The sequence below is a fragment of the [Rhizobium] kunmingense genome, assembly GCF_977018605.1.
Window position 1 is genome coordinate 1 of sequence record NZ_CDRNXG010000001.1, and the last position, 12922, is coordinate 12922.

A 12922-nucleotide genomic window follows, 5' to 3' on the forward strand; every position below is an offset into this window, starting at 1 on the left:
CGCCGAAGCCTGATCCACAATCGGCATTGCCTACCGACGCATATCCAAAAGGGCGCAAGGTTACCTTGCGCCCTTTTCGTATTGATCATCCGCCTCGTCGCCCCTTGCCTTGCCGCGCCTCCTGTGGCATCAGGCGCCCTCTCAAAAAGGGCGGGCGCCACGCAGCGTCGGCTTTCGCGTCTGGGGCGTCCCCGGTTCAACGATTTCGATATAGAATAAAGGAGCACGGCCATGGCACGGGCGCTCGGGCTTGACTTCGGCACGACCAATACCGTTATGGCGCTGGCTGACAGCGGCAGCACGACACATTCGATGCGCTTTTCCAGCAGCGCCGGCGAGACGGATTCGATGCGCACAGCGCTCTCCTTCATGAAGGATGCGCAGCTCGGCGCGCAAGCGCTGAAGGTGGAAGCCGGCCAGGCCGCGATCCGCCAGTTCATCGACAATCCGGGAGACGCCCGCTTCCTGCAGTCGATCAAGACCTTCGCCGCAAGCCCGCTGTTCCAGGGCACGCTCGTGTTTGCCCGCCGCCATACGTTCGAAGACCTGATGGAGGTCTTTCTCAAGCGCCTGAAGACCTATGCGGAAGGCCATTGGCCGGACGAAGTCTCGCGGCTCGTCGCAGGCCGTCCCGTCCACTTTGCCGGCGCAAGCCCGGACGAGAAGCTGGCGACCGAGCGCTATAACGAGGCACTGACCCGTCTCGGCTTTCCCGAGATTTATTATGTCTACGAACCGGTCGCGGCCGCCTATTACTTCGCCCAGACGCTGAAGAGCGATGCCAATGTTCTGGTCGCCGACTTCGGCGGCGGCACCACCGACTATTCGCTGATCCGTTTCGAGCGTGTCGCCGGCAAGCTCACCGCCCGGCCGATCGGCCATTCGGGCGTCGGCATTGCAGGCGACCATTTCGACGCCAAGATGATCGAGCATCTCGTCGCCCCCGAAATCGGCAAGGGCTCGTCCTTCCGCAGCTTTGACAAGGTGCTGGAAGTCCCGTCCAGCTACTATGCCAATTTCTCGCGCTGGAACCAGCTGTCGATCTTCAAGACAACCCGCGAGTTCAACGACCTGAAGTCGCTGGTGCGCTCGGCAACCGAGCCGGACAAGCTGGAAATGTTCATCGAACTCGTCGAACACGACGAGGGCTACCCGCTCTACCAGTCGATCTCGGCGACGAAGATGGCGCTGTCCGCCGCCGAAGAGGCGGAGTTCAACTTTTCACCGCTTGGCAAGGCCGGACGGAAAGTGGTCAAGCGCGCCGATTTCGAAACCTGGATCGCCGATGATCTGGCCAAGATCGAAGGCGCACTCGACGATGTGCTGACCAAGACGAACACCGCACCGGCAGACGTCGACAAGGTGTTCCTCACCGGTGGCACGTCCTTCGTGCCGGCCGTGCGACAGATCTTCACCCGCCGTTTCGATGCCGACAAGATCGAAAGCGGCGGCGAGCTCCTGTCGATCGCCCACGGTCTGGCGCTGATCGGCGAAAGCGACGATGTGAGCGAGTGGGCGGCATAAGGCGCAAATTGCCGGGAGGGGCAGTGCAAGCGGCACTATCCCCGTTCCCACCCGGCGCCGTCATGCTATAGGGTGTGCCCATGAACCCCAGCGCTTCCAACCTAGATCCGGCCGAACTTGCCGCGCTTCTGCATTTCTATGCGGATGCTGGGGTCGAATGGATGCTGGAAGACGAGCCGCTCGACCGGCTTGCCGAGTTCGAGCAGCAAAAGGCAGCAAGAGCACAGGCGCGTGCTCCAGCCCCCGCCGGCGATCAGCGTGGCGGGCAGGCCGCCTCGCCCGGCAATGCCAACGGCCACAGCCGTCCGGCCGCCCCCGCGCCGACGTTTTCGCCCTCGGTCGCCGTCCCGGACGGCGGTGCCGTATCCGCCGCCCAGTTTGCCGCCGGCAGCGCGCAGTCGCTCGACGACCTGAAAGCCGCGATCGAGGCCTTTGCCGGCTGCAACCTGAAGAACAGCGCCCGCTCCACCGTGTTTGCAGCGGGCGACGCGGCATCCGGCATCATGATCATCGGCCCCATGCCGAATGCCGAGGACGATCGCGACGGCTCGCCCTTTTCCGGTCGCGCCGGAGACCTTCTCGACCGCATGCTGGCCGCCATCGGGCTTTCACGCGCCGGCGTACTGCTGACCAACGTCATCCCCTGGCGTCCACCGGGCAATCGCATGCCCTCACAGGCGGAACTCGATATCTGCACGCCGTTCATCGCGCGTCAGATCGAACTTGCTCGGCCGCAAAGGCTGCTCCTGCTCGGCAATTTTCCGGCACGCTTCTTCATCGGCGGCAGCGGCACGATCCACACCATGCGCGGCGAATGGAAGACAGCAACGGTGGGGCAGATGGAAATCCCGGCCCTCGCCACCTTCCATCCGCAGGAATTGCTGGCAGCACCGGCAAACAAAGCCCTGGCCTGGCAAGATCTGCTGACGTTCAAAAGCAATATTTCCAAGCATTGACTGCACATTTATCGTGCAGGAAACCTGAAAATCGGCGATTTATTACTGCATTATGAATGCAGTCATGCAGTAAATGCATGGCAGCGTGGCGTTGTGCCGCATTGCGGAATCACCGTTTTATAAGCATTATCGAACATGTCTTGGGAGGGACCATTTAAGGACCAAGGCAATGACCATCCGTTTTCGCCCGATCTATTCGGGTCTCGAAATGCCCAATGCAGCCGGTGTCGGCCCGCGTTCGACGCAGGGCTACCATCGTTTCGGCTCTGCCGGCAACGTACCGACGACATCGCGCGCAATGTCACGTCCGACGGGGATCACCCGCCCGGCTGCGATTTTCGCCGACTTCCGCGCACGCTGAGACATCAGCCAACCTGATAAGGAGCCAGAAAGACATGACCAGGATCCTTCTTCCGCTCCGTGCGTTTCGCGAAAATCTCCGTCTGATCGGCGCTGCCGTGAACGCATCGCGCGAGTATTCCGCTGCGACCACCGGCAAACCGGACGCCCGCATGCCCTCGTCGGGCATCCCGCTCTGATATCAAGCCTGATCGAAACGCCGCCCGCGTCAGGCGCCGGGCGGTGATGCCTTGCGCGCCGCCTTGCGCTCCAGCCCGAGCTGGTGTTCGCGGTAGATGATGAAAATGCCGGCCGAGACGGTGATCGCGGTGCCGATCAGCGTGTTGGCGGTCGGAATGTCGCCGAACAGCGCATAGGCGATGGCAATCCCCAGAATGATCGAGCTGTATTCGAAGGGCGCTACGGTGGAAACATCCGCGTGGCGGTAGCTTTCCGTCAGCAGGATCTGCCCCAGACCGCCGAAGAAACCCGAGCCGATCAGGCACATGCGCTCGTACCCGGTCAGGCTTTCCCAGCCGAAGGGAATACTGACAAGCGAAAAGATCGCCGCCGTCAGCGAGAAATAGAGCACGATCGTCGAGGTCTTTTCAGTGCGCACCAGCTGGCGCACCTGGATCATCGCAAAGCCGCCCATCACCGCCGCCATCAGCACGGCCATGGCGCCGAGCGCCTGTTCCGATCCCGCGCCCGCCGCATTGAAAAGGGTCAGCTTCGGCCAGGAAATGATCACCACACCGACCATGCCGACCGCCACCGCGCTCCAGCGATAAAGCCGCACCGTCTCCTTCAGTATCAGTGCGGCAAAGACGACGGCGATCAGCGGCATGGAATAGCCGATGGCGATCGCATCGGGCATGGGCAGGTGAATGAGGCCGTAAAAGCCGAAGGCCATGGCCATGATGCCGAGCGTGCCGCGTTTCAGATGCCCAAGGGGGCTTGTCGTATGAAAGGCGTGGCGCAGTTCCTTGCGGAAAGCGAGGTAGGCAAAGATCGGCACCAGCGCGAAAGCCGAACGATAGAAGGTGATCTGCCCTGCCGGAATGTCCGGGCCGACTGCCTTGATGCATGTCTGCATCATCACGAATACGACGACGGAGGAGACTTTCAACATGATCCCGCGAAGGGGATTGTGGGCATCAGCATTCATCAGGGACTCTTTGCGGATTGCAGTCCGCTTCGATCGGAAACATGCGCGCGGCGACGGGATAGTTCAGATTCGCCGGCAACAGTAACGTAAAAGTGCCGCGGCGTATGGTAAAACGCATCCTTGCCACAAAAGGATAAGATCCGATTACGAGGACGGATTGAAGCGGCCGCGTCCCGGAACTCATGAATGCCCCACAGAGAACGGTCCTTCCGGCCCCCATAATCGCACCGCGGATTGGCAGGCAAGGGCATAATAATTGTCGCGATTGCGCACGACGTTGCTCCAAATTGACGCCTTATACTGACGCTGCGACAATTTAATTTAAGCCGAGTTCAACAATCGTTTAGCATTGGGTGCAATGATGCCCGCGGCGTTGGGGAACGTGCCGGTCTAATCGGGGGCAGGCATCCCGCAGCCGCGTCCATTCGATAAGCCGGTCCAGGAAAAATCATGCGAACAGATATGGGTCAGATCGTGCATCTGGCAGATTACCGCCCCACTGACTTTGTCCTGGAACGCGTGGATTTGACGTTTGAGCTAGACCCGACCAATACCAGGGTCGACGCCCGGCTGATCTTCCACCGGCGCGAAGGCGTCGATGCCGGCCTGCCTCTGGTGCTCGACGGCGACGAGCTGACGTTGTCCGGCCTGCTGTTCGACCAGAAGGAAATGCCGGCCGGCCAGTATGACGCGACGCCCGACAGCCTGACAATCCGCGACCTGCCGGCGGATGCGCCGTTCGAACTGACGATCACCACCTTCATCAATCCGGAAGCCAATACCCAGCTGATGGGTCTCTACCGCACCAATGGCATCTATTGCACCCAGTGCGAGGCAGAAGGTTTCCGCCGCATCACCTATTTCCCCGACCGCCCGGATGTTCTGGCGCCCTATACGATCACCATCATCGGTGACAAGGCAGCCAACCCGGTCATGCTGTCGAACGGCAATTTCCTCGGCGGCGCCGGTTATGACGAAGGCCGCGCCTTTGCCGCCTGGTTCGACCCGCATCCGAAGCCCGCCTATCTCTTCGCGCTCGTCGCCGGCGATCTCGGCGTCATCGAAGACACGTTCGAGACGATATCCGGCAATGAAGTCGCGCTGAAGATCTATGTCGAGCACGGCAAGGAAGCGCGCGCGGCCTATGCCATGGATGCGCTGAAGCGCTCGATGAAGTGGGACGAGGAGCATTTTGGCCGCGAATACGATCTCAACATCTTCCAGATCGTCGCCGTCTCCGACTTCAACATGGGGGCCATGGAAAACAAGGGCCTCAACGTCTTCAACGACAAGTACGTGCTGGCCGACCCGGAAACGGCAACCGATCAGGATTACGCCAATATCGAGCGCATCATCGCGCACGAATATTTCCACAACTGGACGGGCAACCGCATCACCTGCCGCGACTGGTTCCAGCTCTGCCTGAAGGAAGGCCTGACGGTCTATCGCGACCAGGAGTTTTCCGCCGACATGCGCTCGCGCGCCGTCAAGCGCATCGCCGATGTCCGTCACCTGAAGTCGGAACAGTTCCCGGAAGATGCAGGCCCGCTGGCACACCCGCCGCGCCCCGACATCTACCGTGAGATCAACAATTTCTACACGACGACGATCTACGAGAAGGGCGCCGAGCTGACCGGCATGATCGCGACCATTCTCGGCCGCGATGATTTCCGCCGCGGCATGGACCTCTATTTCGAGCGCCACGATGGCGGCGCCGTCACGGTCGAAGATTACATCGCCTGCTTCGAAGAAGCGTCCAGCCGCGACCTGAAGCAGTTCTTCCGCTGGTATGTCCAGGCCGGCACGCCGCTCGTCAGCGTTTCGACCGCCTATGATGCGGCGAGCGCCACCTTCACCCTGTCGCTCGAACAGACGGTCGCACCGACACCCGGCCAGCCGGTGAAGGAACCGCTGCATATTCCGCTGTCGACCGCGCTCATCCTCGACAATGGCGCGATCGCCGAGCCGACCGCCGTTTCCGGCGGCGAGTTCAAGGATGGCATCCTGCACCTGACGGAGCGCGCCCAGACCTTCACTTTCGAAGGTATCGCGTCGCGCCCGGTCCTATCGCTCAACCGCTCCTTCTCGGCACCGATCAACCTCTCCTTCGATCAGCCGACGGCCGATCTCGTCCACATTGCCCGGCATGATACGGATCTCTTCTCGCGCTGGCAGGCGCTGTCCGATCTCGCCATGCCGAACCTTGTCCAGGCGGCCCGCGATGCACGCGAGGGCCGCGACGTCAGCTGCGATACCGCCTTCGTCTCCGCACTTCTGGAATGCGCCGGCGATGCGACCCTCGAACCGGCCTTCCGCGCCCAGGTGCTCAACCTGCCGAGCGAAGCCGATATCGGCCGTGCGCTGGGCAGCGATATCGATCCCGACGCGATCCATGCCGGCCGCAAGACTGTTCACGAGGCGATCGCCAAGGCCGGCGAAGCGATCTTCGTCAGCCTCTACGACGAGATGAAGACCGAAGGCGCCTATTCGCCGGATGCAACGGACGCCGGCAAGCGTTCGCTGCGCAATATCGCGCTGTCCTACCTGATCTACGCCGAGCAGAGCCCGCAGCGTGCGGCAGAGGCTTTCGGTGCCGCCGACAACATGACGGATCTGGCCCAGTCGCTGACGCTGCTTGCGCACCGCTTCCCGGATGCCGCGGAAACGACGGCAGCGCTTGCCAGCTTCCTGACCCGTTTCGACGGCAATCCGCTGGTCATCGACAAGTGGTTCTCGGTCCAGGCGACGATACCGGGCGCCGATGCGCTCACCCGCGTCAAGGGACTGATGGACAACCCGCGCTACAACGCCGGCAATCCGAACCGCGTCCGCTCGCTGGTCGGCACATTCGCCTTCGCCAACCCAACCGGCTTCAACCGGGCAGACGGCAAGGCCTATGACTTCCTCGCCGAGCAGATCCTCGCGATCGATCCGAAGAACCCGCTTCTCGCCGCCCGCATCCTCACCTCGATGCGCTCGTTCGGCTCGCTCGAAAAGGGCCGTGCGGACAAGGCACGTGCAGCACTTTCGACGATCCGGCAGGCTGCCGGCCTGTCTACCGATGTCAGCGACATCGTCGGGCGCATGCTCGAAGGCTGATCTTTGCAGGTCTCGCTGCGCCGCTTTTCAAAGCCGGCGCAGCGACCGCATCTCGCCGGATCTGTCCGGCCGATACATTTCTTGATGCGCCCGTCACATTTTGGCGCAGTTCGCTTGACGCGCGCCGAAATCTCACATCCAAAATCCGCCCTGAGCCGCAGGTGATTTGCACCCACAAAGGGTCGGAAAACCATCGAATTTCATATGGTTAACAAATTATTACCAAGCCTCTGGACACAGAGAATCACTCTATGATTCATTAGGGCAGATTCGGGCGGGCGGCGCATCGAATCGTCACGAGGGACCATATGAACACGATATCGAGCGTGCAGCGGGCAACCGCGGCCGGAGATCGGCTGCGCCTTAAATTTCCGTGGGCGAACGGCGCGAAAAGCCGCTTCCCGGATGAGGCGCAATTCGCGGTCAAGCCGATCACACGACCGATGCCGCGTGTCGAACTGGCGCTGAAGCGCTGCATCCCGCTGCTCATCCTCGCCTTCCTCGTCGTCGTCGCGGCGTCGCGCGTACTCGGCATCCTTGGCGAGAATGCGCGCATGGAAGATGCCGCGCGCCAGTCCACCGCCCTCATGGCCGCCACCGCCAGGGCCGTCTTCACCGGTCATGAAAACCTCCTCGACGCGGCCAACCGCAGCGCTGCCGAAGCGCGCCTCGCCGGCTTCGTCTCCACCGATGCGCAGGCCCACGGCGCCTTCACCCTGCTTGTCGACCGCAACGGCTTCGTCTTCGGCGGCTCCAAGGACGCGGCCGCCTATATCGGCCGCCGCCTCGCCTCGCTTCTGCCGGAGACGGCGGCCCTTCGTCGCTTCAATGGCCCGAGCAGCATCATCGAGACCTATTTCGGCGAAACCCCGCATTACGCCTCGATCCAGCCGATCGGCACCGAGGGCGCGCTCGTCGTCGCGGCCCATTCGCTCGGCGCGACCCAGTCGTTCCTGCGCAGCGAAATCTCGCTCAACGTCACGCTTTACACCGGCATTTCCGCCATCCTTCTCGTCATCCTCTATGCCTATTACGTGCAGGTGAAACGGGCGCGCGATGCCGACGACACGTTCGTCGAGGCGAACCTGCGGATCGAGACGGCGCTCTCGCGCGGTCGCTGCGGCCTGTGGGATTTCGACATCGCCAACCGCCGCCTTTTCTGGTCCGGCTCGATGTATGAAATGCTCGGCCTGCCGGCCAAGGGCAGCGTCATCTCGTTCTCGGACGCAGCGCGGATGATGCACCCGGCCGACGGCAATATCTTTTCGCTTGCCCGCTCCATCGGCCGCGGCGATGCGCGCCAGATCGACCAGGTGTTCCGCATGCGCCACGCGGCCGGTCACTATGTCTGGATGCGCGCCCGCGCCCAGGTAATCCGCAATGCGTCCGGCCGCGTCCACGTCATCGGCATCGCCATGGACGTGACGGAGCAGCATCGTCTGGCGCAGCGCTATGCCGAGGCCGACCAGCGCCTCGCCGACGCGATCGAATGCACCTCGGAAGCCTTCGTGCTGTGGGACAAGAACGACCGTCTCGTGATGTGCAACACCCACTTCCAGGATGCCTACGGCCTGCCGGACAATGTGCTGGTCCCCGGTACCGAGCGCACCCTCGTCAACACGGCAGCGGCCCGCCCGGTGATCGAGCGCCGCGTCGCCGACGCGGACGGCAGCGGGTTTTCGCGCACGACCGAAGTGCAGCTCGCCGACGAGCGCTGGCTGCAGATCAACGAGCGCCGCACCCGTGACGGCGGCACGGTTTCGGTCGGCACCGACATCACGCTTTTGAAACGCCAGCAGGATCGTCTGCGCGACGGCGAGCGCCGGCTGATGGCGACGATCGGCGACCTCTCCGCCTCGCAGAAGAAGCTAGAGCGCCAGAAGGAAGAACTGTCGCAGACCAACGCCGCCTACCAGGCGGAAAAGGAACGGGCGCAGGCCGCCAACAAGGCCAAGTCGGAATTCCTCGCCAACATGTCGCACGAGCTGCGCACGCCGCTCAACGCCATCCTCGGCTTCTCCGAAATCCTGATGAACGGCATGTTCGGCCCGCTCGGCTCATCGAAATACGGTGAATATTCCCGCGATATCCACGACAGCGGCCGCCATCTCCTCAACGTCATCAACGACATTCTCGACATGTCGAAGATCGAGGCCGGCCACATGCGCATCCAGTCGGAACGGGTCGACCTTTCACCGCTGATCGAAGAGAGCCTGCGCCTCACATCCATCGCCGCGCAGGAAAAGAACATCGCCATCCATCGCCAGCTGCCGAAGGCACTCGACATGATAGGCGACCGCCGCGCGCTCAAGCAGGTCATGCTCAATCTTCTTTCCAACGCGGTGAAGTTCACCGACGAAGGCGGCAAGATCGAGCTGCGCGCCCGGCGGATGGACAGGGGCGTAATGCTGACGATCGCCGACAGCGGCATCGGCATCCCGCGCGACGCCCTCTCCAAGATCGGCCAGCCGTTCGAGCAGGTGCAGAGCCAGTACGCCAAGAGCAAGGGCGGCTCCGGCCTCGGGCTTGCCATCTCCCGCTCGCTGGTGGCGCTGCACGGCGGCAAGATGCGCATCCGCTCCAAGATGGGCAAGGGCACCGCCGTCTCGCTGTTCATCCCGGCCCACGCGATTGCCGAGCCGGTGCGCAAGGTGGCGTGAAAGTTACAGGTTCAGCGCGGAGCGGCCGCCCCCTCACCCGTGCCTCCGCTTTGCTTGGCGCACCCTCTTCCCGCAAGCGGGGCGAGGGAAGACAGCGGCCTCGAGACTTGCTTCCTTCTCCCAGCTTGCGGGGAGAAGGTGCCGGCAGGCGGATGAGGGCGGCTCCAGACGCCAACGCCCACCTCAATCCTTGACCACCCTCGCAAACACCTCCCTCACCTCGCCCGAAAGCCGCTTCACCTCTCCCTCCAGCGTGCCCATATCCGGGCAGTCGCCGGCGCGGCAGATGCGCTCCACCAGTCCCGCCGGCGCATCGGTTGAATCGAACGCACCATCGACGCAGAGCCTGATGATCTGCGACAGCTCGGTGAACAGCGACAAGGCCTCAAGGCAGGTGTCGAGATCGGCGGGGCCAAGCACATGCCGGCCGAGCGCCTTCAACGCTTCCTCCGTCGAAAGCCCATAGGTCTCAAGCATTTCACCCTTTTCCGGCGCGACCAGCCGCAGATACTGGGCAATGAATTCGATATCGATCAATCCACCCGGAACGAGTTTCAGATCCCAGATATCGCGGGGCGGCTTCTCCTCCTCGATCAGGCCGCGCATCTCCGCGACATCGGCGGCAATTTTCCTGCCCTCGCGCTCAACCGACAGCACGTCCGCAATCACCGCCCTTGCCTCGCCCATCAGGCTCTCGTCGCCGCAAACCAGCCGCGCGCGCGTCAGCGCCATATGCTCCCAGGTCCAGGCTTCTTCCCGCTGGTACTTTTCAAAGGCAGTGATCCGCGTCGCCACCGGCCCCTTGTTGCCGGAGGGGCGCAGGCGCAGATCGACCTCGAAGACGACGCCCTCCGCCATCGGCGCGGAAAGGGCCGCAATCAGCCGCTGCGTCAGGCGGGTGAAATAGCGCTGCGCATCGAGCGGCTTTGCACCGTCGCTCTCGTAGGCCTCGGTGTCGTAGTCGTAGAGGAGGATCAGGTCGACATCCGACCCGGCGGTCAGCTCGAAGGAACCAAGCTTGCCCATGCCCATGATCGCCACCCGTCCGCCCGGATAGGCCCCGTGCGTCGCCTCGATCTCTACCTTGACGGCCAAAAGCGCCGCTTCGATCAACAGGTCGGCAAGATGGGTGAAGGCACGCCCGGCATCGTCGCCCGAGATTGCCCCGGTCAGAAGCCGCACGCCGATCAGAAACCGCTGTTCGGCGGCGAAGATGCGCAGCCGATCGAGCCGGTCCTCGTAGTGACGCGAGGAGACGAGAAAATGCTCCAGCCGCCTCGCCAGATAATCGCGCGTCGGCAGTTCGGCCATCAGGCCGGGATCGAGCATACCGTCGAAGACATGCGGTTTTGACGCGACGATATCCGCCAGCCTTGGAGCCGATGCCATGATCGTGACGATCAGCGACAGGAGCGGCGGATTGCTGCCGATCAGTGAAAACAACTGGATACCGGCCGGCAGCGCCTTCAGAAACCCGTCGAAGCGCAGCAGCGCCTCGTCCGCCCGCCTGCTTTCGCCGAAGGTCTTGAGCAGCGCCGGCATCATTTCCGTCAGCCGCTCGCGTGCCTCGACGGAATGTGTGGCGCGGTAGCGGCCGGAATGCCAGGTGCGGATCATCCGCGACATGTCCGCCGGCCGCTCGAAGCCGAGTTCGGCCAGCGTCTTCAGTGTGTCGGGATCATCCTTCTGGCCGGTAAAAACAAGATTGCCCTCGACACCGGAAAGATGCTCCTCCTGTTCGAACAGCCGCGCATAACGCCGTTCAACAGTCTTCAAGGTATTTTCCAGCCGTTTCGAGAAGCCTGCAAGATCGGTGAAGCCCATCATATAAGCGATGCGCTTCAGCTCCGTGTCATCATCGGGCAGCTTGTGTGTCTGCTCGTCATGCACCATCTGGATCCGGTGCTCGACATCGCGCAGGAACCAGTAGGCTTCGGTCAGCGCCGTCGCGATCTCCGGCTTGATCCATTTCGCCTCGGCAAGGGCTGCCAGTGCCACCTGCGTCTCGCGCGTCCTGAGCGGCGGCATGCGGCCGCCGGCGATCAGTTGCTGGGTCTGGGCGAAGAACTCGATCTCGCGGATGCCGCCGCGACCGAGCTTGACGTCATGCCCCTTCACGGCGATCGCACCATGTCCTTTATGCACATGGATCTGCCGCTTGATCGAGTGGATATCGGCAATCGCCGCATAGTCGAGATATTTGCGGAAGACGAAGGGCGTCAGAAGTTTCAGGAAATTCTCGCCCGCCGCGATATCGCCTGCCACCGGCCGCGCCTTGATATAGGCCGCCCGCTCCCAGTTCTGCCCCCTGCCCTCGTAATAGATGAGAGCCGCATCCATCGAGACGGCAAGCGGTGTCGATCCGGGGTCGGGGCGCAGCCGCAGATCGGTGCGAAAGACATACCCATCCGCCGTGCGATCCTGCAGGATGCGGATCAGCCGGCGCATCATCCGCCCATAGGTCTCCGATGCATCGAGCGGATCATCCAGAATGCCCGCCTCCGGGTCATAGAAAACGACGATATCGATATCGGAGGAATAGTTCAGTTCCCGCCCGCCGAGCTTGCCCATGCCGAGCACGATCAGGCCCGAGCCGCGGCTCGGCTCATCCGGTTTGACAAGCTTCAGCTTGCCTCCCGCATGCGCAGACAGAAGCAGATGGTCGATCGCCGCCGCCACGCAAGCCTCGGCGAACTCGCTCAGCCAGCGCGTCGTCTCCTTTGCCGAAAAGATGCGGGCAAGGTCGGCCAGCGCGAGGATGAAGCCAAAGGCGCGTTTTGCGCGCCGCAGCGCCGTCATCACGTCGCCCTCGCTCGGCGCTGCGCCATCTCCCGCGCCCCGCCACGCGTTGCGCGCCGTCTCGACCAGCGCCGCAAGCGTCGCATCCAGCGGCCCGGCAATCGCCTCTGCCAACAGCCTCGGCGTCACGCTCGCCGCATCGCGCAGATAGGGAGAGAGCGAAAGGGAAGCGACGAGGAAATCCTTCAACGGCCCGTCCGCCTTGACGATCGCGGCCACCGAAGGCTCGGCCTTCGCCACATCCTTCAACACGGCGAGCGCCGCCTTCGCCTCAGCCTGGTTCAGCCGCCGGATGACACCGTCGGCCACGCTCTCGAGCCGTTTTTCGGCTTCCATGGTTTCCTCCCTGCTGCCTGACTTCGGTTCCGCGAAGCCCC

8 protein-coding genes are annotated in these 12922 nt (G+C 62.9%); 6 read left to right on the plus strand and 2 right to left on the minus strand.

The window, feature by feature from the left end; all coding sequences use genetic code 11:
- The first annotated feature begins 231 nt into the window (after positions 1–231).
- From AC0JZ4_RS00005 to AC0JZ4_RS00020, 4 genes are all read left to right on the plus strand, one after another.
- Positions 232–1524 carry an Hsp70 family protein gene (locus tag AC0JZ4_RS00005; RefSeq protein ID WP_471884429.1) on the plus strand — a complete coding sequence of 431 codons (1293 nt, stop codon included), beginning with the start codon at positions 232–234 and terminating at the stop codon, positions 1522–1524.
- A gap of 80 nt (positions 1525–1604) precedes the next feature.
- Complete coding sequence (locus AC0JZ4_RS00010) at positions 1605–2480, plus strand: uracil-DNA glycosylase (protein WP_471884430.1); 876 nt, start codon at positions 1605–1607, stop codon at positions 2478–2480.
- Between the two features lie 169 nt (positions 2481–2649).
- On the plus strand, positions 2650–2841 hold the full coding sequence (locus AC0JZ4_RS00015; RefSeq protein WP_471884431.1) for a hypothetical protein: 192 nt from the start codon (positions 2650–2652) through the stop codon (positions 2839–2841).
- Positions 2842–2875: 34 nt separating this feature from the next.
- Positions 2876–3019 (plus strand): hypothetical protein, encoded by a 144-nt coding sequence (locus tag AC0JZ4_RS00020; protein ID WP_471884432.1) that lies wholly within the window; start codon positions 2876–2878, stop codon positions 3017–3019.
- 29 nt (positions 3020–3048) lie between these two features.
- Here the strand turns inward: AC0JZ4_RS00020 and AC0JZ4_RS00025 are convergent, their stop codons facing one another.
- Positions 3049–3987 carry a DMT family transporter gene (locus AC0JZ4_RS00025; RefSeq protein ID WP_471884433.1) on the minus strand — a complete coding sequence of 313 codons (939 nt, stop codon included), beginning with the start codon at positions 3985–3987 and terminating at the stop codon, positions 3049–3051.
- 450 nt (positions 3988–4437) lie between these two features.
- Here AC0JZ4_RS00025 and pepN point away from each other — a divergent pair, with 450 nt between their 5' ends.
- A complete protein-coding gene (gene pepN, locus AC0JZ4_RS00030) occupies positions 4438–7086 on the plus strand; it encodes an aminopeptidase N (protein ID WP_471884434.1) in 2649 nt (882 codons plus the stop codon).
- Between the two features lie 317 nt (positions 7087–7403).
- The gene (locus AC0JZ4_RS00035) at positions 7404–9746 is read left to right on the plus strand and encodes a PAS domain-containing sensor histidine kinase (RefSeq protein WP_471887729.1); all 2343 of its coding nucleotides are present in this window, start codon (positions 7404–7406) and stop codon (positions 9744–9746) included.
- Positions 9747–9929: 183 nt separating this feature from the next.
- On the opposite strand, the gene AC0JZ4_RS00040 is transcribed toward AC0JZ4_RS00035, so the two are convergent.
- Entirely contained in the window at positions 9930–12881 is a 2952-nt protein-coding gene (locus AC0JZ4_RS00040) for a bifunctional [glutamine synthetase] adenylyltransferase/[glutamine synthetase]-adenylyl-L-tyrosine phosphorylase (protein WP_471884435.1), read from the minus strand.
- Between the last annotated feature and the right edge of the window lie 41 nt (positions 12882–12922).